This window comes from Brevibacterium sp. CCUG 69071 (genome assembly GCF_021023135.1).
Taxonomy (GTDB): Bacteria; Actinomycetota; Actinomycetes; order Actinomycetales; family Brevibacteriaceae; genus Brevibacterium.
This window is the reverse complement of the sequence record NZ_PGFV01000002.1, coordinates 14618-37176: the sequence shown is the minus strand read 5'-3', so window position 1 is coordinate 37176 and position 22559 is coordinate 14618. Positions and strand designations below refer to the sequence as shown.

The following is a 22559-nucleotide window of genomic DNA, read 5'->3' as shown; positions in this document are numbered from 1 at the left end:
CTCTTAGGTCAGTCCACCCGGTACCCGAAACCACGCACGGTGGTGACGAAATCGCTGCCGAGCTTCTTGCGCAGATACCCGATGTAGACGTCGACGACATTCGATCCGGGATCGAAGTCGAAGCCCCACACATGGGAGAGCAGCTGCTCGCGGGAGAGCACCTTGCCCCGGTTCTTCAGCAGGATCTCCGCCAGTGACAGCTCCCTGGCGGAGAGTTCGACGAGGCGCTCGGCCACCCACACCTGCCGCCTGAGCAGATCGATGCGCACTTCCCCGCGGGTCAGTTCGGTGCTGGCCGCCTCGGTGCCGGTCTCCTTGAGGCGGAGCTTGATCCTGGCCAGCAGCTCGCCGAAGCGGAAGGGCTTGATCATGTAGTCAACGGCCCCGGACTCGAGGGCGAAGATCGTGTCATCGGGGTTGTCCCGGGCGGTGAGGACGAGCACGGGCAGCTCGGGTCGCTGCCGCCGCAGGGTGTCGAGCACGGCGAACCCGTCGAGGCGGGGCAGCCCGATGTCGAGGACGAGGAGAGCGAAGTCTCCGGTCAGGGCCAGATCTCGAGCGGTGATGCCGTCGGCGGCGGTCTGGGTGCTGAAGCCCGCGGCGCTGAGCCCCTTGGCGATGAATGCCGAGATCCGGTCTTCGTCTTCGGCCAGCAGAATTCTCTTCACTTCGGTCCTTTCGGCAGGATCATGCGGAACTGTGCGCCGACGGAGACTCGGTCGAGGACCACGGTCCCTCCGTGCGCCTCGGCGATGGCTCTGATGATGGACAGCCCGAGGCCGAAGCCCGCCCCTTCGTTCGATCCGCGGCTGAAGCGGTCGAAGATGTCGGCGGCGATCTCGTCCGGGACTCCCCTGCCCTCGTCGCGGACCCAGATGTGGACGCGGTCCTCATCGCTGCTCGCGCCGAAGGTGATCGCCTGACCGTCCTCGGTGTGCTCGACGGCGTTGGCAGCCAGCTGCAGCAGCGCCTGGGTCAGTCGCTGCCGATCGGCGAGCACGGGAACGGATTCGGGGGCCTCGACGCTCCAGTCCCGATCTCCCAACCCTCTGGCCTTTGCAAGCGAATCGGTGAGCAGGGAACGCAGGTCCACCTCGGCGAAGCGGACGAAATCGGGACGGCGGGCCCGGGCGAGGATGAGCAGCTCCTCGACGAGGCGGCCCATCCGATCCGTCTCATCGAGGAGCATCGCCCGGGTTTCATCGACGTCGTCGACATCGCTGGAGTCCATGGTCTCGAGGTGGCCGCTGAGGATCGTCAACGGGGTGCGCAGCTCGTGGCCGACGTCGTCGAGGAAGCGACGCTGGGTCTCGAACGCGGACTCCAGGCGGTCGAGCATGTCGTTGAAGGTGTGGCCGAGCTCTGCGATGTCGTCATTGCCCTTGGTCACCAGGCGACTGCTGAGGTCGCCGCCGGAGATCGACTGGGCGGTCTGCCTCAGTTCGGTCACCGGGTAGAGCAGGCGGCGGGCGAGGATCGAGGAGATCCCCGAGATGAGGAGGGCGGCGGCGAGGGCCACGACGATGTAGATCTGCATGATCTGGGACAGGTCGGACTGGCTGGCCGAGACATTGTGGACGACGACGAAGGCACCGCCGCCGTTCGCACCGCTCGGCTGGCCGACACCGTCGACCTCGCCGACCTCGGCCGTGCCTTCACCGGAGCCCGGCGTTCCGCCGTCGGTGCCCTCGGGTCCGGTCGGCGATCCCTCGGGTGTCGCCTGGGCGCTTGCGCTGGGAGCGGTGGCCGCCTCGGCGTCTCCGGCGATCGGGAGGACATAGCCTTCGTACCGGTCGTCACCGACGCTCAGTTCGATCTGCCCGCCCTTGCCCGAGACCCCGGCCACGGCCTTCTCGAACTTACTCGACCCGGACAGCAGCCCCTTCGGCTCGCCCTGGTAGAGCACGCGACCATCGGTGAGGAAGGCGAAGAGCGTCTCGTCCTCGTCGGGTTGGTTCTGGGCGAGGAACTGGCCGAGGATCTGATCCACCGAGGTGAAGGGACTGCCCGTTTCTGGGTCGACCCCGTTCTGCGCGAAAGAGCGCATCTCCGCGATCTCCTGCGCCATGGAGGCCGAGTTGCGGCTGGCGACGTTGTTCGACTCCACGGTGTAGAGGATGAGCCCGACGATGGTCAGGGTGAGAACGGAGAGGACAGCCACGGTGATCGTCAGACGGTTCTGGACGGTCAACCGGATGCGCCGGTCAGTCGTCGCCGTCATCGCCGTCGTCATCGTCCGCGCCGTCATCGTCATCGTCCGCGCCGTCATCATCGTCGTCCGCGTCGTCGTCATCGTCGTCGGGGACTTCGCGGGGCGGATTCGGCACGGGTTCGTAGGAGTGCTCGATCTCCTTCGGTCCGGAGGAGTCTGCGGATCCGGCCCGGTCCTCACCTCCCGAGGTCTGGCCCTCGCCCTCCGCCGAGGCGGTCGGTCCGGTTCCTGCGGAATCGGCGTCCGCGTTCGGTTCGACATCTCCCGGTGCGGTGGGGCCGGTGGATTCGGGGGTGACCTCGACAGGGGTGAGATCGGGAGGCTCCGGTTGGGCGGTGCTGCGGACGATGATGATCGTCAGAGCCGCGAGCACGACGACGAGTCCGGCGATCACCCAGCCGAGAATCTTCGATTGCCCTCCCACACCTTCCACCCTGCCGAAGCTCGCAGGCTTTGTCGAGCTGTGGGCAATGAGAGTCTTCTTAGACTGGTGCAAGGACGCGGATCGTCCTGAAAGGCGTGTGTGATACCGTAAGCGCCGACCGCCCAGCCCAGGAGCAGGAGCACCGATGAGCGACGAGCGCCGTCCCCACGACGAGGCCGAGCCCGGCGACTCCACATTCGACGGGGCGGGTGAGAATACCGCCGAGGACCAGCCCAAGGAGAATCCCTGGGCCGCGCTCAAACCCTGGCAGGGCAAGGCCACCGGCCTCGACAAGCTGCTGCTGTTCATCATCATCGGCGTGCCGCTGGTCTACCTCTCGCTCATGCCGGCCCGGCCGTGGATGCTCGTCAATGCCCCGGTCCTCCAGGAATTCATCAACGGCGCGAAGACCGCGGTCGTCGCCGCAGGCGCCTACGCGCGAATCGGTGAGATCCCGCTGTGGCTGGTCATCGTCGCGGGCTTCATCGGCATGGCCAAGCTCGACTGGGCGTTCTGGCTCGCGGGCCGGCGCTGGGGAGACGGAGTGCTCCGACTCTTCGCGCAGAACGAACGCCAGCTCAAGCGCATCAACCAGCTCAAGCAGATCCCGACCTGGGCGCTGTTCCTCATGACCCTGGTTTCACGCTGCCCCGGCGTGCCCGGTACCCTCGTCTACATCGTCGCCGGCTGGACGCGGATGCGGCTCTCCCTGTTCCTCATCGCCGACCTCATCGGCTGCCTGCTCTTCACCCTCATCTGGACGTTCCTGGGCTACCAGCTCGGCGAGGCCGCGGTGGACGTGCTCAAGGTCGTCGACAAGTACGCGCTGTGGCTGACCCTGGCGATCGTCGTCGGCATCTTCGTCCTCGCCTACGTCAAGGAATACCGGAAGCAGAGGAACGCACAGGAGCCCGCCGAGGACTGAGCCTGCGCCGGCTCCTCCGGATCCCCCGGCTCGTCCGGCCCAGCAGTCTCAGGCGTCGAAGGACAGGAAGGTCTCGCGCATCCGCTCCGGATCCGCACGGCGTCCGCTGAAGTGTTCGAAGGCATCGATGGCCTGGTTGACCGCCATCCCGGATCCGTCGAGGGTCCGGCAGCCGATCCGCTTCGCCTCGGCGAGCAGCTGGGTCTCCAGGGGGAAGTAGACGACATCGGCGACCCACTGCCCCGCACTCAGCAGTCCTGTGTCGAAGGGCGTGCCGGGGAAGGCCTTCATCCCCATCGGGGTGGCGTTGACGACTCCGCTCGCCGAGGTGATCGCCGGGTTCAGCTCGTCCGCGCAGATCGCGCGGGCGCCTCCCCCGATGTCGGCGGCCAGGCCCGCTGCCCGCTCGGTGCTGACATCGGAGATGAGGAGTTCTTCGACTCCGAGTTCGGCCAGGGCGAAGGCAACCGCACGACCGGCACCGCCGGCGCCGATCTGGACCACACGGTTCTTCTCCGCTCCGGCGAGCCCGGCCCGGAAGCCGCGGGCGAATCCGGTGACATCGGTGTTGAAGCCGATCGTCGCCCCGCTGCCGTCGATGACGACGGTGTTGACGGACCCGATGCGCCGGGCACCTTCGTCGACGTCGCCGAGGAGGTCGACGACCTGCTGTTTGAACGGGTGGGTGATGTTGAGCCCGTCGAACCCGAGGCGAACGGCCGCGGCGAGGAGCTCAGGCAGCGTGGCCGAGGCCAGCTTCGCCTCGGCGACGTCGATGGTCCGGTAGATCGTGGGGATGGAGTGCGCGGCTCCTTCGTTCTCGTGCATGCGCGGGGTGCGGGAGGCTGAGATGCCCTCGCCGATGAGGCCGAGGAGGAGGGATGAGGTCATGGTCTCGCTTTCAGTTCTCGTGCAGGTTCTCGATGAGGATCTCCATCGCATGGACGTAGCCGCGAGCTCCGGCGCCGGCGATGACCGCGGTGGCCACGGGTGAGAGGTAGGAGTGATGGCGGAAGGACTCCCGGGCGTGCGGGTTGCTCAGGTGGACCTCGATGATCGGGTGGGCAAAGGACTTCAGCGCATCGTGGAGTGCCAGCGAGGTGTGGGTATAGGCCCCGGCATTGATGATCGCGCCGACGGTGGACTCCCGGGCTTCGTGCACGGCGTCGATGAGCCCGCCCTCATGGTTCGACTGCACACAGCGCACGCCGAGCCCCGCCTCGGCGGCGGTCTTCCGGCACATCTCTTCGATGTCGGCCAACGTCGTGCGGCCGTAGATCTCGGGTTCACGCACGCCGAGGAGGTTGAGATTGGGTCCGTTGAGGACGAGGACATCGGGCATGGTCACCTCGGGAATCGGGCGGCGATATCCGCCGCGGTTGCGGTCAGCTGGGGGACGAGGGCGACGAGTTCGTCGAGGCTGCGGCGAAACACCGGGGCCGCGAGCGCCAGCGAGGCCAGGAGTCTGCCGTCGAGATCGAAGACTGGGACGGCGAGTGCGTTCATGCCGACGTCGTTCTCCTCCGATTGGCCGGCCCAGCCAGTCTCGCGGATCTCTTCGAGCTTGCGTCGCATCTGGTCCGGATCGGTGATCGAGTTCGGGGTCCTAGCCTCGAACTCCAAGGCTTCGATCGTCGCCTCGGCCGCGGGATCGTGGGCCAGCAGGGCCTGCCCGATCGCCGAGGTGTGCAGCGGGGATTCGTCGCCGGGATCGGTCGTCGTGCGGAACTGCGGGCCGTCGACCGTGAGCACGGTCAGTGCAGCATTGCCGCGGCGGACGGCGAGGATGCTCGACTCCCCCGTGGCCGCGGTGAGCTCGGCGAGCAGGTCCCTCGTCGCCCCGCTCAGACCACGCCGGTGAGCGACCTTCTGGGCCAGGCGGAAGACCTCCATGCCCAGGGTGTAGGCCTTCGTGCTCGGATCGAAGCTCGCGTAGTCGGATTCGACGAGTCCGCCGAGGAGCCGGTAGGCGGTGGAGAAGGGGTGGCCGGTGATCTCGGCGGCGCGGGCGGCGCTGATTCCATCAGGGTGATCGCCGAGGAGTTCGAGCATCTCGAAGGTCTTGCTCACGGAGTTCGATCCTTTGGCCGGCATGTGTCGCCCCCTCCTGGTCCTCGTCGACTGTTCGTCACTGCTGCTCGCCGCCGTGGGATCACGAGGCGCGATTGACAGGTTATGTCATCTACAGCACACTGTAAACCACACTGTAACAACTACTGCCATATCGTGGCAATTACGAAGATGTGAGGTCCCCGATGAGTCACGCGATCGACGAAGCTCGCCCCGCGAAGAAGACACCCTTCCGCGCCGCCCTGTCCAGTTGGACCGGCTCGGCGCTCGAGTACTACGACTTCGCGGTCTACGGCACCGCTGCAGCTCTCGTTCTCAATACACTGTTCTTCCCGGAGACCACCGCTCCGGGCGTCGCGGTCCTGTTCGCCATGGGCACCGTCGGCGTCGCCTATGTCGTCCGCCCCCTCGGCGCGCTCGTCATGGGTCCGCTGGGAGATCGCTTCGGGCGGAAGTTCGTCCTCATGTTCACCCTGTTCCTCATGGGCTTCTCCACATTCGTCGTCGGCTGCCTGCCGACCTACGAGCAGGTCGGCATGCTGGCCCCGGCGCTGCTGGTGCTGTGCCGGATCATCCAGGGCCTCTCGGCCGCCGGCGAACAGGCCAGCGCGATCGCCGTCTCTCTTGAGCACTCACAGGAGCACAAGCGTTCGTGGACGACGAGCTGGACCCTGCACGGCACCCAGTTCGGCACTCTGCTGGCCACCGCGGTGTTCATCCCCTTCACGGCCTTCCTGCCCGAAGAGGCACTGTTCAGCTGGGGCTGGAGGGTCCCGTTCTGGCTCTCCGCGTTCGTCGTGCTCACCGCCTGGCTGATCCGCCGCGGACTCGATGAGCCGCCGGAGTTCAAGAAGGCCACGAACGAGAACCCGCCGCTGATGTCGGTCTTCCGCTGGCACAAGGCCGCGGTCATCCGCGTCGCGGTCTGCGCCCTGGTGAATACGGTCAACATGGTCTTCACGGTCTGGTCGCTGTCGTTCGCCACCTCGATCGTCGGGCTCGAACGTTCGACGATGCTGCTCGTCTCGGTCATTGCCAATGCGGTCGCCCTGCTCGCCATCCCGGCAGCGGCCCTGCTCTCCGATCGCTTCGGGCGCAAACCCATCTTCATCATCGGCGCATTGGGCTCGGGAGCGATGATGTTCCCCTACCTCGCCGCCGTCTCGAGCGGGAACTGGACGCTCATCTTCGTCTGCGGTGCGCTCATGTCCGGCTGCGCCTACTCGATGGCGAACTCGATCTGGCCCTCGTTCTACGCCGAGATGTTCCCCACCACCGTCCGCGTCACCGGACTGGCGCTGGGCACCCAGATCGGCTTCGCCGTCTCCGGCGGACTCGCTCCCGTCGTCGCCTCGGCAGTGGCCGGAGCCTCCGGTCAGAACTGGGGATCGGTCGCCGGCTTCACCGCCGCAGTCTGCGTGCTCGTCTCGCTGGCCGCGCTGACGGCCAAAGAGACGAAGTCGCGGACACTCGACGAGATCAATACCCTGCACGAGGAGCGCTCACGCTGAGCCTGTGAGGTGCTGCCGGGCCGAAGTCTCGGGAGCCGTACCCGCCAGAGCGGCAGCGGCGAGAGCGGCAGCCACGAGAGCTGAATGGACACCGGTCGGGCACAATGAGGATTGTGCCCGACCCCGAGAAGGAGGAGAGACGACGATGAGAACGTCGATTGCCACGGTATGCTTGTCGGGAACACTCGAGGAGAAGCTGCGCGCGGCCGCCCGAGCCGGCTTCGACGGGGTCGAGATCTTCGAACAGGACCTCGTCGTCTCCCCCGACTCCCCTGCGGCGATCTCGTCTCTGGCAGCCGAACTCGGTCTCAGCCTCGACCTCTACCAGCCCTTCCGCGATTTCGAAGGCGTCGAGGAAGACGTGTTCGAGGCCAACCTGCGCCGCGCGGAGTCGAAGTTCGCTCTCATGCGCAGGCTCGGCATGGACACGATGCTGCTGTGCTCGAATGTAGCTACCGCAACCATCTCCGATGACGGCATCGTCGTCGAACAGCTGCGCCGCCTCGGCGAACTTGCCGATTCCTACGGCATCGACATCGCCTACGAAGCCCTGGCCTGGGGGCGGTTCGTCTCCACCTACGATCACGCCTGGGATCTCGTCGCCGCCGCCGATCACCCGCGGATCGGCACCTGCCTCGACAGCTTCCACATCCTCTCCCGCGGCACGGATCTCTCACGGATCGCCGAGATTCCCGGTGACAAGATCTTCTTCCTCCAGCTCGCCGACGCTCCGGCACTGACGATGGACGTGCTCAGCTGGTCTCGCCATCACCGGGTCTTCCCCGGCGAAGGCGCCTGGGACCTCACCGACTTCCTGCGCAGGGTAGCGGCCACAGGCTACGCCGGGCCCGTGTCCCTCGAGGTCTTCAACGACTCGTTCCGGCAAGCGGATACGAATCGGACCGCCGTCGACGGACTGCGGTCGCTGAGGTGGCTCGAAGCCGCCGCTGCCGCGGAATCGACGGCAGAGCAGTCTGCGGCAGGACAATCGGTGGCAGGAGGGTCGACGTCAGCGCTGGATATGGCTCGCGTGCGACTCGATCTGCAGCAGCTTCCGCAAGTCGCCGAACCTCTCGGCGTCGACTACATCGAGTTGGACACCGATGACCTCGGGACGCTCACCCGGCAGATTCACCAGCTGGGCTTCCGCTTCGTCGGCTTCCACCGGACGAAGCCGCATGTCCAGCTGTGGCGACGCGGACAGTCGCGCATCGTCATCACCGAATTTGTGCCTCCGAAGGACGGGACCGCCGAGTCCGCGACTCCCAATGGCGGACCCATCGGTCAGGTCGGACCGGCGGGACCGGGAACCCATCTGCGCGGGATCGGCTTCGCCGTCGCTGACGCAGATGCGGCCATGGAGCGTGCGCTTCTGCTCCATGCCACCGAGGTTCCCCGCGACCAAGCCCACGACGAGGCGGTCCTGCGCGGCGTCTTCGCACCCGACGGCTCGGAGGTCTTCTTCAGCAACGGCAACGGCGGCGACCCGTCGTGGACCGGCGAGTTCGGCAACGTTCCGGACGACCGCCAGTCGGCGATCGACCACGTCAATCTTGCACAGCCCGCACACCACTATGACGAAGCGGTGCTCTTCTACACTTCCCTCCTCGCCCTTCGCGCGCTGCCGTCGAATGATGTCCCGAGCCCCTCGGGCCTCGTCCGCTCACAGGTGATGGCCAGTTCCGACGGGACTATCAGGATGCCGCTCAACCTGGCCCCGCGCACCGCGGAATCGAATGGAGCCGGCGGTTATCCGGAGCACGTCGCGATCGCGTGTGATGACATCTTCACTGCGGCCGCGACAGCGGTCGCGCGGGGTCTCGACTTCCTGCCCGTTCCGGAGAACTACTACGAAGATCTCGATGCCCGGTTCGACCTCGAGCCCGAGCTGCTCGATCGTCTGCGTGAGAACCACATTCTCTACGACCGTGACGAGGACGGCGAGTTCCTCCACTTCTACACCTCGACGATCGGGTCGATCTTCTTCGAGATGGTCGAACGCCGCACCGACTACCAGGGCTACGGAGCGCCGAACGCGCCGGTGCGGCTGGCAGCACAGCACCGACGCAACGCGGGTCGCTGAGCCCGCCGATTCCTCGGCGTCGGGGCGCCGGCCGCCACTGACATTCGCCTCGGCGCAAGGACCACCACCGGTCTCAGAAAGGCGCCGCCCTCGTGATCTCCCGAGTCTCGGTGAGACCTCCCCATGCCGGAGCTGCCATCTCGTCTCCGAAGCCCGGCCCGACCTCGGCGAAGAAGTCGCTGGTATCGGGAGCCGAGAGGATCCGACGGTGCGATACCTGCCAGACGATCCGCTCGATCACCTCGGCCTCGACACCGAGGCACTGCGCCGCCGCATCGATCTGCTCGAGCACATAGTCGACGGTGAGATCGACGTCTGTCTCGGCCAGTTCGGCGACATAGCAGGCAACTCTGAAGTCAACCTCGAAGTGCAGCGAACCGGCCAACATGAGCAGATGCATCCAGGAGATGCCCGAACTCTGGCTGGGCAGAGCCAGCCAGCTTCGCGAGAGCTCACAGGTGAAGGGATCGTCTCCGACTGCGCCGAGCAGATCGTCGACGGTGTCGATCCCATGATCGGCCATCACCCGGGTGGCGCGGTCGACGACCTCTGCCTTGAGCACCGCGCCGGGCTGAGTGCTGGCCGGCTTGAGATTGCAGACGACGAGCTCCGCCCACACCACCGGTCCTCCCGTGGCCGCGATCGAATAGCGCAGGGACTTGGCGCCGTCGTCGGTCCCGTGCTGGGCGATGTATCTGTCGACGACGTTGCCCACCGCCGTCGGATGGGACCCCGTCGCATAGATCGCATCGAGGATGCACAGGGCGAGGCTCGTCGGATAGCCGATTGTCAGGGGCCGTCCGTCGTCATCGAGGAACTCTTCGCAGCGCCGCGCCAGACGGGCGATGCTGGTGGTCACGATCTCCATTGTTCTGACCTTTCATCATGCGTCGCCTGCGGCGGCGCTCCTGCCCCGACCGCGTTGTCGGAGACTGAGGAAGACACTAGCCGCCAGCACTGACACTAGATGATCGGCTATGAATAGAACGATGCATAATTCTTCCGTCGTCAGCCACTGGAGCCAGCCCGCCGCTCGACCACGGACACCCTGCCTTGGCAGGCATGATGCGCTCTGGCATGGTTAGAGGCATGAGAGACGATGAGATCATTGACGGCCCACTCGCTCGCGCAGCCAGGGCACTGGTACGCGTATCGGCGAAGGACGTGGCGTTCAAGGCCCAGATCGACAAGACTGAGCTGAACAGCTTCGAGAAGGGACGCGAGGACCTCACCGAGCAGCAGGAATCCAGACTGTTCGAAGCCCTCGAAGGCTACGGTGCCAGATTCGTCCGCGATGATGACACGGGCGGCTACGGGGTGAGGCTGAAGTTCAACCGGGCCAAGGTCCGGGCCATCGAGCGGTGGGAGGACGAAGGCGGTCTCCCCGGTGACGACGACGTCTGAGCGCGCTCCCACGAGGGCTGAACGAACAGGGCACCGACAGGACTGACCGGACAGGGCGCCCAGATGGATGACCGGACAGGGCAGCCCAGACACGACAGCGGCCTCGACCATGCACTTCGCATGGTCGAGGCCGCTTCTGTGTCAGCGCCTCAGATTCAGCTCTGACCGATGAGTTCGAGGTTGTCGACGACGCGGTTCGAGAAGCCCCACTCGTTGTCGTACCAGGCCACGACCTTGATGTGCTTGCCCTCGACCCGGGTCAGAGCGGCATCGAAGATCGATGAAGCCTCCTGGCCGGCGATGTCGCTGGAGACAACGGGTTCGGTCTCGTAGACGAGGATGCCCTTGAGTTCGCCTTCGGCGGCGTTCCGGTAGGCCTCGAGCACCTCGTCGCGGGTGACCTCTCGTGAGACGCTCGCGTTGATCTCGACGATCGAGCCGACGGGAACGGGGACGCGGATCGCGTCACCGCTGAGCTTGCCGTCGAGCTGCGGGAGCACGAGGCCGATCGCCTTTGCCGCTCCCGTCGAGGTCGGGATGATGTTCGCGGCCGCGGCCCTGGCACGCCGCGGGTCCTTGTGCGGGCCGTCCTGGAGGTTCTGGTCTCCCGTGTAGGCGTGGACCGTGGTCATGAAGCCCTGCTCGATACCGGCCAGGTCATCGAGGACCTTCGCCAGCGGGGCCAGTGCGTTGGTCGTGCACGAGGCGTTCGAGATGATCGTGTGCTCGGGCTTGTACGCCTCGGTGTTGACGCCGTAGGCCAAGGTGACGTCGGCACCCTTCGAAGGAGCGGAGACGAGGACCTTCTTGGCGCCGGCGGTCAGGTGGGCGCGGGCCTTGTCGGCCTTGGTGAAGATGCCGGTGGACTCGAGGACGATGTCGATGTCGAGGTCGCCCCAGGGCAGATTGGCCGGATCCTTCTCGGCGAAGATCTTGATCGGCTTGCCGTCGACAACGATCTCATCCTCGCCGACCTCGACGGGGTAGCCGAAGCGGCCAAGCGTGGTGTCGAAGGTGAGCAGGCGGGCCAGCTGGTCGATGGGACCGAGGTCATTGATGGCGACCACTTCGAGGTCGCTCTCACGCTGGGTCAGAGCGCGCAGGGTGCTGCGTCCGATACGACCGAAACCATTGATGGCGATGCGAGTCAATGTCACTCCTTGGTGAACGAGCTGTTTGTGAGTACATGTCCATCATCTGCCGTTCGGGCAATCGGCAACAGTGGCCAGAGAGACATTCTGCGCAAGGTTCTCGCCAGACTTATTGCCAGATACCGCAACTTTCCGGCCACCCGCTGGCAGGTTCCCGATCGACTCGCGATTCAGCCCGAGAAGCTGTGCCTGTATTCGTTCGGTGAGGTCGAGAGGATCCGCTGGAAGTGCATCCGCAAGTTCGCTCCCGTCCCGAGTCCGACCTGGTCAGCGATCTGTTCGATGCCGAGGTCGCTGTTCTCCAGCAGCTCCCGGGCCAGGTCGACGCGGGCGCGGAGAACCCACTGCATCGGGGTGTAGCCGGTGTCCTCGACGAAGCGGCGGGAGAAGGTCCGCACGGACACCCCGGCGTTGGCGGCGAGGTCGGAGAGGGTGAGTTCCTCGCCGATGTGCTGCAGGGCCCATTCCCGGGTATCGGCGAAGACGTCGCCCAGCGGGTCGGGCACGGAGCGCGGGACGTACTGCGCCTGTCCGGCGCTGCGGTAGGCCGCGGCGACGAGGCGCCGGGCGACCTGGTTGGACAGGCCGACCCCGTGGTCGCTGCGGATGAGGTGGAGGCAGAGGTCGATCGCCGAGGCGGCTCCGGCCGAGGTCAGCAGCTGCCCTTCGTCGATGAAGAGGACGTTCTCGTCGACGGTGATCCCGGGATAGCGACGGGTCAGCTCCTTCGCCGTCGACCAGTGGGTGGTGGCACGCCGACCGGTGAGGAGGCCGGTGCGGGCGAGGGCGAAGGTGCCGGTCGAGATCGCGGCGATCCTCGCTCCGCGTTCGAAGGCGGCCAGCAGTGCGCCGACGACGGCGGCAGAGGGCTCCTCCTCGACCACCGAGGTGGCCCCCGGGATGATGATCGTATCGGCGCGCTCGAGGGCCTCGAGTCCGGCGTCGACGTGATAGGACAGGCCATCGGCCCCGGCCACCCGGCCGGGTTGGGCGCCGCAGACCTCGACTGTATAGGGCCAGGTCCCGCCGGGGAGGACTCCCCCGCTGGTGGCCAGGGCGTCCGGGCCGGCCGCGGTCGCCGCAGAGTCAGGGCCGGCCACGGACCTCACCGGTGAGGCGTTGGACTCGGTGCCGAAGACCTGGACGGGGACTCCGAGGTCCATCGCGGACACCCCGTCCAGGGCCAGCACGATGATGTCGTGCGGGTTGGATCGGGGCGTCCTGCGTGATGGTCGGGATACGTTACTCATGATCGCCTCTCAGTTTAGGCAACTGCAGGCGCGCTGCCGTACGTGGCAGGCCGGTGGCGATCCCCGTGGAGCCTCAGTGCTCGTGGGCCCCGGTGAGCTTGAAGCCGAGTCGACCGTGGGCGAAGGCCCCGCCGGCCCGGATCGCCGAGGCGGTCCATGCGGTCTCGGCCAGTTCCGCCTCGCTGGCGCCGGCCTTGACGGCGGCATTGGCGTGGGCGTCGATGCAGTAGGCGCACTGCGTGGTCAGGCCGACGGCGTAGGCGATGAGCTCACGGTACTTGAGCGGAATCTCGCGCCCGTCCTCGGCGAAGACTGCATTGTTGAACTCGCCGAAGGCCTTGAGGATGTCCGGAGTGGTCTCCTTGTAGGCCTTGTCGTACTTGCTGTCGGTCTCGCGGTCGAAGAAGTCGGTCATCGTGGTGCCTCCTGTGGTGTGATCGGTGTCATTCCGATCGCCACGCTACTCCCCCAGGAGCGTCGATGGGTGGGTCGGCTTCATATGGCGCGCGTCAGTAGAGGGTGTTCTGCGCGATCAGCGGCGCTCCGCCGAGGTTCGGCGCCGCTGCGGCTTGCGGGCCGGCGGTCTGCGGTCCGGCTGCTTGGATCGGCTCGGCGGGTAGGGCCGTGACCGGCAGACCGTCTGCGAGGACGCCCGCTTCGGGTGCCCCTTCCGCCTGTGCGCCCGCGGCCACACGATCTTCGGCCTCGGCGGTCTCGGGGGTGCCGATGCTCGGTCCCTGGGGCGCGGCCGAGGGCACTGCCGCCGAGGAGGCCGAACCAGCGCCGGATCCCGCACCGGAACTCGGCGTATTCGCGGTCACGGGAACCGCCTCGGCGATGGCCTCGAACATGGCCAGGGTGCCGTGCTGCTGAGCGAGGCTGACCGGCTCCGGGTCGCTCGAGAGCTTCACGCCGACGGTCTGGGTGGCCCGGTCGATGTAGAGCATCTGGCCGTGGATGCCGATGCCGATGACCACGTCGCGGCTGGCCGAGGGCAGCCAGAACTGGCTGCGGTACATGCCTCCCGTGTACGAGCGTCCCGAGGGCGAGGCGGCGAAGACCTGGGCGGAGTCGGCGGCCCCGGTGAAGATGTCGTCGATCCAGGCGGCGGAGAGCACCCGTTCACCGTCGACGGTGGTGCCGCCGCGGGCGATCATCTCGCCGAAGCGGGCCAGATCGCGCAGGGTGGTGCTGATCGCGCCGTCGGCGATGGATCCGCCCCAGCGGTCCTGACAGACTTGGGCGGCGTGGGCCGCGCCGACCTTCGACCACACGTATTCGCTGGTCACGACGGAGAACGGCTGCCCGGTGACCGCCTCGGCGATCCAAGCCAGCACGTCGGTCTCACAGCTGCGGTAGACGAAGGCGGAACCGTGTTCGCGATCGCTCTTCAGACTTGTCAGGAAACTCTTGATCCCGTTCGCCGAGGCGGGGGTCCGGGGCGCGAAATCCACGGCTTCGAACAGGGCTCGGATCTCGGAGCCCTTCTCGAGGTACTCCTCCGAGAACTTGATGCCCGAGCGCATGTCGAGCAGGTCGCGGATGCTCGCACCCGCGTAGCCGCTCTCGGCCAGGGCGGGCACGTGGGTGGTGACGAGGTCGTCCGGGCTCAGTCGGCCCGCGTCGGCGAGCGCGCCGATGACCGTGGAGACGATGGATTTGCTCACCGAGAACAGCATGTGCTGACGGGCGGGCTTCATCGGCCAGGCATATTCCTCGGCGAGGGCGACCCCGTTGCGGGTGACGAGCCAGGCGTCGGTGAAGGTGTCGGCGAGGACGTCGCCGACGGTCGTCCAGGACTCATCCGCACCGGCCCACTTCTCTCGGTCGATGGGCAGGGGCCGGAAGTCGTTGTCTTCGGTGACGAATTCGCGCACGGGTCCGATGCCGCGCGGGATGCCGCCGATAGGGAAGATCTCCTCCATGCGCGTCAGGGCAAAGGCGAAGTACTCCGGCCATTTCCAGGAGTCGAGATCGATGTGTTCGAGGATCGCCTCGGAGGGATCGACGATGGCGTCTTCGCTCGCCGAGGTGAGCTCCCCGACGTGCGGAAGCGGCGGTGAGGTCGGATCGGAGTCCGAGTTCTCCGGTACGGCTTCAGTGGACGGTGCAGCCTCCGTGGGCGGTGCTGCCTCAGTGGGCTGTGCGGCTTCCGCGTACGCATCGCCGGTGGTCTCGGCTGCGGTTCTGATGCCTCTAGTGTTGCCCGACAGTGCCCCGATGCGAAGGTTCGGAGGTGTATCCGGGTGCGGGGGAATCGCCTCGTCCGCACCTGTCATGTCGCCTCCATCTGTGGTCATCTGCACGCAAAAGACTACCTGGAAGAGATGAACCGGAGTACTACGGTCGGGCTCATCTGGGCCGAACTCGATGCAGGTCGGCCGGAAAGCGACTCTGTCACCAGGACCGTTGCAGCACACGGTTACCTATCAGTTATTCACATTACCTCCGCCGCTACACCAGCCCCCGGTCCTCAGCGACGCGGATGGCGCGGGCACGAGAGTCCACGCCGAGCTTCGTGAAGACGTTGACGAGGTGGCTCTTCACTGTCGCCTCGGTGACGAAGAGCTCCTGGGCGATCTGTGCGTTCGAGGACCCCGTGGCCAGCAGTTTGATGACCTCCCGTTCCCGCCGGGTCAGCTTCGGCGCCGGATTGCGCATCGCCGTGATCACCTTCGTCGAGATCTCGGGCGGCAGGTAGGTCCCTCCCTCCGCGGCTCGTTCGATCGCCGTGGAGATGTCACCGGGGTCGATGTCTTTGAGCAGGTACCCGGCGGCCCCGGCGTTGAGGGCCGCGACGATCTCGGAGTCGTTGTCGAAGGTGGTGAGGATGAGCACGGCCGGCGGTTCGGCCAGTGCGCGCAGCCGCTTCGTCACCTCGATGCCGTCGATGCCCTCGCCCAACCGCAGGTCGCACATGACGACATCGGGAGCGAGCTGCTCGACCAGACTCAGCGCCTCCTCGCCGCTGCCGGCCTCGCCGATGACGGTGATATGGTCCGGGGCGTCGATGACCGACCGCAGACCGGCGCGCACCACCGGGTGGTCATCGACGAGAATCACGCGAATGCTCATGTTTCGTCCTCCTGTGGATCATCGGCGAGGGTGTTATCACCGCGGGCATCGTCGGTGGGTGCAGCAACTGCGCCGAGACGGTCCTGCGTGAGGGTCGTTCGTCCGGACCGGCTGGCCAGGTCGGGCAGAGTCGCCGAGATCGCGAAACCCGTCCCCGAATTCGTTTCGATGACGAGTTCGCCGCCGAGTTCGCGCATCCGCGAGCCGATGAAGTCGAGGCCGAAGCCCGAGTCCTTGCCCCGCTGCCGGGTCTCGGGATCGGCCATGCCGATGCCGTCGTCGACGATGTCCATCCGGATCGACCCGTCGAGGTCCATGAGGCTGACCATCACCCGGGAGGCCCGGGAATGCTGGCGGACGTTGGCGAGCGCGGACTGCGCTGTCCGCAGCAGCGCCACCTCAACCTCGGCGGGCAGGGACGGCAGGGTCTCATCGACCTCAACCTGCCCGCGGATGTCGGTGTCGGCCTCCAGCCGCGTCAGCAGCCTGCGGATGGCCGCGGTCAGCGCCCCGTCCTCGAGCTCGGTGGGGGCGAGCGCGGCGATGATCCGGCGCACGTCACGCGAACTCTGCGCGGCGAGGTCCTCGACCTGGGCGAGCACCTCCTTCGACCGCTCATCGGAGGTCCGCTCCACCTCGGCGTGGGCGATGAGCCGGATCGAGGAGATCTCCTGGGCGATGGTGTCGTGGATGTCGCGGGAGACCCGCGTCCGCTCCTGGATCTCACCGGCGTGCCGCTGCGTCAGGGCGAGCTCATCCTGGAGGTCGAGGAGATTCTGGTGAGCGACCTCGAGGGAGTTCAGCAGCTCCTCGCGGCGGCGCCCCTCGCGCAGAAGCTGGATGTATCCGCGCGAGAGACCGAGCGCGAAGACGGCGCCGATGAGCGAGCCGATCAGCCCGGCCGTGGCCACCGAACCGTAGTGCGCGAGCGGCGCGACGACGGTGGCGATGTAGGTCAGGGCGGTGAATACGACGGCCACGCGCAGCGAGAACAGGTGCCCGGCGAGCAGCCACAGGAGGAAGGCGACCCAGATGAACTCCGCGGAGATGAGCAGGGAGCACAGCCACACCGCGGCGAGGACGATCAGCCACCACTTCTCGAGCGCAATCTCCGCACTGCGCGCCGCTCGGACCGCGCCGAGCGTGTACCAGGCGAGGAAGACCACGGCCACGGCGATCGCTGCCAACCAGGCAGCGCCGCCGTCGATGGCGCGGAAGGTGGAGATCGCGGTGAGGACGAGGGCGATCGCGTGCTGCCCGATCTCCATCGTCCGCGTCGTCCATCCGCGTGCGGCCACGTTCGCTCCTCCTCCGGCGTTCGTTCGTCTCCTCCTCACCCTATCCGCAGTCACCGGGCGCGCCGAGGCGGTGCCGGGCAGGGGCGACGGGGCCCGGTCACCGATGCGCTTCGGTGACCGGACCCCGTCATCAGGCGAGCCGCGATCAGTGTCGACCGTGGCGTCTTCCCACCTCGGTGAGGATCCGGTGACCCACCGAGGCAGTCCCGGCCTGGGCAGCGTCCGCCGAGTCATCGATTCCGTCCGCTCCTTCGTCATCGGTCACCTCGGCGGTGTCGCCTGCTCCGGGACGGAACCGGGTGATCGACTTGTTCGGCCACCACATCCGGTTGCCGACTAGGGCGATGATCGCCGGGACGATGACGGTGCGCACGAGGACCGTGTCGACGAGGACGCCGACGCCGACGATGAGGCCGAGCTGGCCGAGCACCATGAGCGGCAGCATGCCGAGGGCCGCGAAGACTCCGGCCAGCACGATGCCGGCGCTGGTGATGACTCCGCCGGTGTGGGCGACAGCTTCGATCATGCCCTGTCGGGCGCCCTGGGCGACCGATTCCTTCTTCGCTCGGTGCGAGAGGAAGATCGAGTAGTCGATGCCGAGTGCGACGAGGAACAGGAACGCCAGTATCGGCACCTGGGCGTCGAGGGCGGCCTGGCCGAAGATCGACCGCGACAGGAATGCACCCAGACCGATCGCCGCGGCCGAGGAGACCACGTTGACGCCGAGCAGAGTGATCGCCACGAACGGGGCGCGGAGGATGGCCAGCAGGATGACGAAGCTGATCGCCAGCACCAGCGGCGCGATCGTCAGGAAGTCCTGCGCATTGCCGTCACGGGCGTCGAGTTCAGTTGCGGCAGCCCCTCCGACCTGCGCATCCGCGCCGTCGATGGCGTGGACGTCCGTGCGGATGTCCTCGACGAGGTCGAGTCCGGCCGGGCTGTCCGGCGCAAATTCGCCGGTGACCATGATCTTCGTGATCTGCGTGCCTCCCACGGTGGTCTCATCCGTGGGGGTGGCACGGACGACACCGTCGATGTCGGACACCGAGTCCGTGACCTCTGTGGCGTTCTCCGAGTCCGCGGTCACCCAGATCGGCTGGGATTCGCCGGGTGGGAAGTGCTCGGACAGGACGTCGAGGCCCTGTGCGGATTCCGACTGCACGCGGAACTTCTCCGACTGGTCGAGACCGACAGAGGTGCCGATGAGACCGGCGGCCATGACACCGAGGATGATGACCCCGGCGCCGAGGTGGATGACCGGGCGTTTGACCACTGAGGTGGCGATCCTCCGCCAGACCGAGGGTTTGGCGGTCGCCGACTCCGCGGCCGCCTCGGCGCCGTCCTCGACCTTCGGGAGGAAGGGCCAGAACACGCCCTTGCCGCAGATCGCGAGCACCGGGGGCAGGGCGATGAGCACGGCGGCCGCGGCGATGATGAGGCCGGCGGCGGCGGTGATGCCCAGGCCACGGGTGCCGGGGATGACGGCGAAGACGAGGCTGAGCAGGGACAGGACGACGGTGAGGTTGGAGGCGAGGATCGTCGACGCCGTGTGCCTCCAGGCCGAGCCGAGGGCGAGGCGGTGGTCGGTCTCGCGGCCGAGCTCCTCCCGGCACCGGGAGATGAAGAGCAGCGCATAGTTCGCGCCGGCGCCGAAGACGAGGACGCTGATGATGCCCGCGTCGAACTGCAGGTCGAGGGCGTCGCCGATCGCCGCGGTCACGGTCGAGGCGAGGCCGTCGGCGGTGCCGATGACGATGAGCGGCAGCAGCCACAGGATCGGCGAGCGGTAGGTGATGATGAGCAGCAGCGCGACAATGACGACGGTGACGATGAGCAGCGTGAAGTCGGCGCCGTTGAACGCCGAGGCGATGTCCGCGCCGATCGCGGGACCGCCGGTGACCTGCAGCGACATCCCGGAATCCGTGAGCTGGGAGGCTACGGGGTCATCGGCGATGGTAGTGCGCAGCTCGTCGACGGTATCGGCGGTGTCGGCGTTGTTGAGGCCGACGGTGATCGGCACCATGAGGAGCGCGGCCCGGCCGTCATCGCTCATGATCGGGCCGGAGACTTCTGGATTGTCGGCTGCGTCGGCAGTGTCTGCGGCGTGGTCGCCGAGGTTGCCGCCGAGCGTCTTCAGCTCTGCCTGGTCGTCCTGGCTCAGCGCGTGGCCGCCGTCGCGGGAGGCGACGACCATGACGGACTGCTGGTCGGCCTCGGGGAACTTCTGCAGGAGGTCGTCGACCTGGGTCGATTCGGAATCGGCCGGAGCACTCTCATTGGCTCGGTCCTCACCGGCTCCGGACAGGAGTCCGAACAGGAGGGCGACGAGGACGACGACCCCGCCGAGGACGAGCCACGAGCCGCGCTTCGACACAAGGGACTCTGCGGTGGTGGCGATGAGTTTGTTCATGCTTCAATCTCATCAATTCACCGCTTCGACCACATCGCCTAGGAGTTCGGATTCCGTCTGCAACTTTCGATTGGGAAACGGCCCTGAACAGGAACGATGCTGCTGGTTCGGCCACGCGGACAATCCGCCGCTCAGCGAATGGTCGCGCCCGCCGCTTCCATCTCGGTCAGTGCCGCAGCGCTCGAGTCCGGACCGACTCCGGCGATGAGTTCGCTGAGCACGGTCACGTCCAGTCCCGCGTCGAGGGCGTCGAGGACCGTGGCGCGCACGCAGTGATCGGTGGCGATGCCGACGACGTCCACCTCGCTGATGGTGAGCCTGCGGAGGAGATCGCCGAGGTGCTCCCCCGTCTCCGTGGTCCCTTGGAAGGCCGAGTAGTCGGGGCGGCCTTGGCCTTTGGCCACGTGGCAGGTGATGGGGCCGGTGGTCAGCAGCGGGTCGTACTCGGCTCCGGTGGTCCCGGCGACGCAGTGCACGGGCCAGGTGTCGACGAAATCTGGGGCGTCGCTGAAGTGGCCGCCGTTGTCGCTGTCGGGTTCGTGCCAGTCACGGGAGGCGACGATGGCGGCGTACTCGGCCGCGTGATCGGCGAGATGGCGGTTGACCTGCTCGGCCACCCGGTCCCCGCCGGCCACGCCGAGTGCGCCGCCCTCGGTGAAGTCGTTCTGGACGTCGACGATGAGAAGTGCCCTGACCATGCTTCGAGCATACTCAGATCGGGGCCTGCGGGGAACGCCCGCGAGAGAGTTCCCTCGGGTTCAAGTCTGCTTGAGGGCCTTCTTCTCGGCTTTCTTGGCAGCCTTGTCGGCGGCCTTCTGGATGACCCTCTTGCTCGGAGCAGCACCGGCGACCAGCAGCAGACCGCCGAGGGCCGCGAGGTTCTTCGAGAACTGGGTCTGGTGGGCCTTGGCGTCTCCGCCCTCCATCTCCCAGAAGGAGTGTCCGGCCACGGTGGTCGGGATGAGGGATCCGGCGAGCGCGAGGGCCGAGAGACGCGGTTTGATCCCGAGCAGCAGGGTGGTGCCGGCGAGGACCTGGACGCCGCCGTTGATGCGCACGAGGAGTTCGTTGTCATCGGGCAGTCCGGGAACGTAGTCGCGCATGGTGTCGAGCGTCGACTCGGCCATCTGTGCCTTGCCGGCCGGGTCCTTCAGCGCGGAGTACCCTCCGGTGATGAAGATGGGAGCGGTGAGGATGCGTCCTGCCGTCTGCAGCAGCGATGGTCCGAATGCCATGAAGTTCTCCTTCTGAAGGTGGATTCTGAGCCTAACGGATGCCGGGGCCGAGCCTCAAAGGCGGCCCCGGCATCTGTCAGTCGACTGACTGGCGCTTCCTCCTCAGGCGTCGGCACGCTCAGGCACCGGCTCAGGCTCAGACGGGTTGAGTCGAGCGGGCTTGACCTTGATGCCGAGATCCGGCTGTCGGCGGAACTGGCCGGTCGCGAGGAGCAGACCGATGACGATGGCCGAGACGATCCAGCCGGCCACTCCGAGGGTGGCGACCAGCGCCATATCGGGCATCGGAGCAGCTGCGTCGAAGAACAGGGCGAGCAGCAGACCGGACGAGGCGTTGAGTCCCGCGTGGGCGAAGACTGCGGGCCACACCGAGCCGGTGCGCAGGCGCAGCCAGCCGAAGAGGATGCCGAGCATCATGCAGCCGCCGATCATGAACGCCAGCCCGGTGATGTCAGGACGGGAGAAGTTGTAGCCGAGCAGAATCAGCGGTGCGTGCCACAGGCCCCAGATGACTCCGACGATGAGCAGTGCCGGCCAAGTGCCCAGGGGGCGCAAGCTGGTCAGCAGCCAGCCCCTCCAACCGATCTCCTCACCGAAGGCGAGGAACGCGGTGACCACGGTCTGGATGACGATGAGGGCCAGATAGATGAGCAGGGAGGCGATCAGCGGGAGTGTGTCCAGGCCCGGAATGGTGGCCAACTGCGCCTTGAAGCCGGACAGGCCGGTCAGGTCGAGCTGCACCCACCCGAAGGCCGCGCTGAGAAAATAGCCTGCCACGACGATCACATAGATGCCGAGCACCGCACCGAGCGTCACACCGATGACCCGAGCAAAGGGGCGCAGCGGCCAGAGGCCCAGATAGCGGGGTACGCTCGGCAGCGATCGCCCGGCGGCAGCGTCGGCACCAGCAGTGTCGGTGCGGTGGGCGCGTTTGGCGCGCACACGCTGGATGACGAGCGCGACGATGGTCGCCACCAGTGGAGTGATCATCATGGCCCCGCCGCTGATCTGCACGAGAGCCAGATTGCTCAGGCCCTCACCCGAGAGCCACAGCGGCAGACAGACGAGCCACGCGAGCCCGACGGCCACCGCGACGAAGACGCCGACGGGCAGCCAGGGCACACGCGAGGGCACGACCGCCAGGGGTCGCCGCTTCGCATCGACTTGCGACGTATCTGCCTGCGCCACCTCGGCGGGCGAATTCACCGGCATCTCAGTGTTGCGCTCAGCCCCCACCTCGGCGGGGGTGGTGGTGGTTTCTGCTTTCGTACTCACGATTCCTCCTCGCGATTCGTGCTGATGAGTCCACGCTATGACGCCTGTGGTCGGCGCACCTCCGCCGCAGGGATGATTTCGCCCTCGTCCGCGCGGACCATTCACATCTCTGCGCCGGCGTCCAGGGAGCGGATTCCGCCGACCGACGGAGGCGCCGACCGGACTCCGACGATCGGGTCGGCGAGTTCCCCGATCCCGGCGTTCTCCGGGCTTACGATGTGCTCAGAGAAGAATCA

The 22559-nt window shown here is 66.9% G+C and carries 21 protein-coding genes; 4 read left to right on the top strand and 17 right to left on the bottom strand.

What is annotated here, in order from left to right; translation table 11 throughout:
• Positions 1 to 8 precede the first annotated feature (8 nt).
• The 3 genes from CV023_RS05420 to CV023_RS05410 are packed head-to-tail and all read right to left on the bottom strand — an operon-like array spanning position 9 to position 2636.
• Positions 9 to 668 (bottom strand): response regulator transcription factor, encoded by a 660-nt coding sequence (locus CV023_RS05420; RefSeq protein ID WP_230744447.1) that lies wholly within the window; start codon positions 666 to 668, stop codon positions 9 to 11.
• Complete coding sequence (locus CV023_RS05415; RefSeq protein ID WP_230744446.1) at positions 665 to 2293, bottom strand: sensor histidine kinase; 1629 nt, start codon at positions 2291 to 2293, stop codon at positions 665 to 667. Before CV023_RS05415 ends, CV023_RS05420 begins: the two co-directional genes overlap by 4 nt.
• Entirely contained in the window at positions 2205 to 2636 is a 432-nt protein-coding gene (locus tag CV023_RS05410) for a hypothetical protein (RefSeq protein WP_230744445.1), read from the bottom strand. The genes CV023_RS05415 and CV023_RS05410 overlap by 89 nt, the downstream gene beginning before the upstream one ends.
• A 145-nt stretch (positions 2637 to 2781) precedes the next feature.
• Here CV023_RS05410 and CV023_RS05405 point away from each other — a divergent pair, with 145 nt between their 5' ends.
• Positions 2782 to 3561: a DedA family protein gene (locus CV023_RS05405; protein WP_230744444.1), complete on the top strand. Its 780-nt coding sequence runs from the start codon at positions 2782 to 2784 to the stop codon at positions 3559 to 3561.
• A 48-nt stretch (positions 3562 to 3609) separates the two neighbouring features.
• On the opposite strand, the gene CV023_RS05400 is transcribed toward CV023_RS05405, so the two are convergent.
• Genes CV023_RS05400 through CV023_RS05390 form a run of 3 tightly spaced genes read right to left on the bottom strand, consistent with a single transcriptional unit; the run spans position 3610 to position 5631 of the window.
• Positions 3610 to 4452 carry a shikimate dehydrogenase gene (locus CV023_RS05400; protein ID WP_230744443.1) on the bottom strand — a complete coding sequence of 281 codons (843 nt, stop codon included), beginning with the start codon at positions 4450 to 4452 and terminating at the stop codon, positions 3610 to 3612.
• 10 nt (positions 4453 to 4462) lie between these two features.
• Positions 4463 to 4903, bottom strand: coding sequence for a type II 3-dehydroquinate dehydratase (aroQ, locus tag CV023_RS05395; protein WP_230744442.1), 441 nt, complete (start codon positions 4901 to 4903; stop codon positions 4463 to 4465).
• A gap of 2 nt (positions 4904 to 4905) precedes the next feature.
• A complete protein-coding gene (locus tag CV023_RS05390; protein WP_230744441.1) occupies positions 4906 to 5631 on the bottom strand; it encodes an IclR family transcriptional regulator in 726 nt (241 codons plus the stop codon).
• Positions 5632 to 5816: 185 nt separating this feature from the next.
• Here CV023_RS05390 and CV023_RS05385 point away from each other — a divergent pair, with 185 nt between their 5' ends.
• Positions 5817 to 7142: an MFS transporter gene (locus CV023_RS05385; RefSeq protein ID WP_230744440.1), complete on the top strand. Its 1326-nt coding sequence runs from the start codon at positions 5817 to 5819 to the stop codon at positions 7140 to 7142.
• Positions 7143 to 7287: 145 nt separating this feature from the next.
• Positions 7288 to 9225 (top strand): bifunctional sugar phosphate isomerase/epimerase/4-hydroxyphenylpyruvate dioxygenase family protein, encoded by a 1938-nt coding sequence (locus tag CV023_RS05380; protein WP_230744439.1) that lies wholly within the window; start codon positions 7288 to 7290, stop codon positions 9223 to 9225.
• 73 nt (positions 9226 to 9298) lie between these two features.
• On the opposite strand, the gene CV023_RS05375 is transcribed toward CV023_RS05380, so the two are convergent.
• Complete coding sequence (locus CV023_RS05375; protein ID WP_230744438.1) at positions 9299 to 10084, bottom strand: hypothetical protein; 786 nt, start codon at positions 10082 to 10084, stop codon at positions 9299 to 9301.
• 230 nt (positions 10085 to 10314) lie between these two features.
• On the opposite strand from CV023_RS05375, the gene CV023_RS05370 reads away from it, so the two are divergent.
• Complete coding sequence (locus tag CV023_RS05370) at positions 10315 to 10629, top strand: XRE family transcriptional regulator (RefSeq protein ID WP_230744437.1); 315 nt, start codon at positions 10315 to 10317, stop codon at positions 10627 to 10629.
• Between the two features lie 155 nt (positions 10630 to 10784).
• Here the strand turns inward: CV023_RS05370 and gap are convergent, their stop codons facing one another.
• From gap to CV023_RS05320, 10 genes are all read right to left on the bottom strand, one after another.
• On the bottom strand, positions 10785 to 11780 hold the full coding sequence (gap, locus tag CV023_RS05365) for a type I glyceraldehyde-3-phosphate dehydrogenase (protein ID WP_230744436.1): 996 nt from the start codon (positions 11778 to 11780) through the stop codon (positions 10785 to 10787).
• Positions 11781 to 11950: 170 nt separating this feature from the next.
• Positions 11951 to 13030 (bottom strand): GlxA family transcriptional regulator, encoded by a 1080-nt coding sequence (locus tag CV023_RS05360; RefSeq protein WP_230744435.1) that lies wholly within the window; start codon positions 13028 to 13030, stop codon positions 11951 to 11953.
• A gap of 73 nt (positions 13031 to 13103) precedes the next feature.
• Positions 13104 to 13445: a carboxymuconolactone decarboxylase family protein gene (locus CV023_RS05355; RefSeq protein ID WP_230744434.1), complete on the bottom strand. Its 342-nt coding sequence runs from the start codon at positions 13443 to 13445 to the stop codon at positions 13104 to 13106.
• Between the two features lie 94 nt (positions 13446 to 13539).
• On the bottom strand, positions 13540 to 15309 hold the full coding sequence (locus CV023_RS05350) for a serine hydrolase domain-containing protein (protein WP_230744433.1): 1770 nt from the start codon (positions 15307 to 15309) through the stop codon (positions 13540 to 13542).
• Between the two features lie 175 nt (positions 15310 to 15484).
• The gene (locus CV023_RS05345; protein ID WP_230744432.1) at positions 15485 to 16105 is read right to left on the bottom strand and encodes a response regulator; all 621 of its coding nucleotides are present in this window, start codon (positions 16103 to 16105) and stop codon (positions 15485 to 15487) included.
• The gene (locus tag CV023_RS05340) at positions 16102 to 17403 is read right to left on the bottom strand and encodes a sensor histidine kinase (RefSeq protein ID WP_230744431.1); all 1302 of its coding nucleotides are present in this window, start codon (positions 17401 to 17403) and stop codon (positions 16102 to 16104) included. The genes CV023_RS05345 and CV023_RS05340 overlap by 4 nt, the downstream gene beginning before the upstream one ends.
• A 145-nt stretch (positions 17404 to 17548) precedes the next feature.
• Positions 17549 to 19813: an MMPL family transporter gene (locus CV023_RS05335; protein WP_230744430.1), complete on the bottom strand. Its 2265-nt coding sequence runs from the start codon at positions 19811 to 19813 to the stop codon at positions 17549 to 17551.
• Between the two features lie 131 nt (positions 19814 to 19944).
• Positions 19945 to 20511, bottom strand: a complete 567-nt coding sequence (locus CV023_RS05330) for an isochorismatase family protein (RefSeq protein WP_230744429.1) — start codon at positions 20509 to 20511, stop codon at positions 19945 to 19947.
• Between the two features lie 60 nt (positions 20512 to 20571).
• Positions 20572 to 21048 carry a DoxX family protein gene (locus tag CV023_RS05325; RefSeq protein WP_230744428.1) on the bottom strand — a complete coding sequence of 159 codons (477 nt, stop codon included), beginning with the start codon at positions 21046 to 21048 and terminating at the stop codon, positions 20572 to 20574.
• A 102-nt stretch (positions 21049 to 21150) separates the two neighbouring features.
• The gene (locus tag CV023_RS05320) at positions 21151 to 22323 is read right to left on the bottom strand and encodes a CPBP family intramembrane glutamic endopeptidase (protein ID WP_230744427.1); all 1173 of its coding nucleotides are present in this window, start codon (positions 22321 to 22323) and stop codon (positions 21151 to 21153) included.
• Between the last annotated feature and the right edge of the window lie 236 nt (positions 22324 to 22559).

Excerpts from the sequence above, each read along its gene's own strand:
- CV023_RS05355 (WP_230744434.1), bottom strand. The coding sequence starts at position 13,445 with ATGACCGACTTCTTCGACCGCGAGACCGACAGCAAGTACGACAAGGCC.
- CV023_RS05335 (WP_230744430.1), bottom strand. The coding sequence starts at position 19,813 with ATGAACAAACTCATCGCCACCACCGCAGAGTCCCTTGTGTCGAAGCGC.
- CV023_RS05360 (WP_230744435.1), bottom strand. The coding sequence starts at position 13,030 with ATGAGTAACGTATCCCGACCATCACGCAGGACGCCCCGATCCAACCCG.
- aroQ (WP_230744442.1), bottom strand. The coding sequence starts at position 4,903 with ATGCCCGATGTCCTCGTCCTCAACGGACCCAATCTCAACCTCCTCGGC.
- CV023_RS05345 (WP_230744432.1), bottom strand. The coding sequence starts at position 16,105 with ATGAGCATTCGCGTGATTCTCGTCGATGACCACCCGGTGGTGCGCGCC.
- CV023_RS05405 (WP_230744444.1), top strand. The coding sequence starts at position 2,782 with ATGAGCGACGAGCGCCGTCCCCACGACGAGGCCGAGCCCGGCGACTCC.
- CV023_RS05380 (WP_230744439.1), top strand. The coding sequence starts at position 7,288 with ATGAGAACGTCGATTGCCACGGTATGCTTGTCGGGAACACTCGAGGAG.
- CV023_RS05350 (WP_230744433.1), bottom strand. The coding sequence starts at position 15,309 with ATGACAGGTGCGGACGAGGCGATTCCCCCGCACCCGGATACACCTCCG.
- CV023_RS05415 (WP_230744446.1), bottom strand. The coding sequence starts at position 2,293 with ATGACGACGACGCGGACGACGATGATGACGGCGCGGACGATGACGATG.
- CV023_RS05325 (WP_230744428.1), bottom strand. The coding sequence starts at position 21,048 with ATGGCATTCGGACCATCGCTGCTGCAGACGGCAGGACGCATCCTCACC.
- CV023_RS05370 (WP_230744437.1), top strand. The coding sequence starts at position 10,315 with ATGAGAGACGATGAGATCATTGACGGCCCACTCGCTCGCGCAGCCAGG.
- CV023_RS05385 (WP_230744440.1), top strand. The coding sequence starts at position 5,817 with ATGAGTCACGCGATCGACGAAGCTCGCCCCGCGAAGAAGACACCCTTC.
- CV023_RS05400 (WP_230744443.1), bottom strand. The coding sequence starts at position 4,452 with ATGACCTCATCCCTCCTCCTCGGCCTCATCGGCGAGGGCATCTCAGCC.
- CV023_RS05330 (WP_230744429.1), bottom strand. The coding sequence starts at position 20,511 with ATGGTCAGGGCACTTCTCATCGTCGACGTCCAGAACGACTTCACCGAG.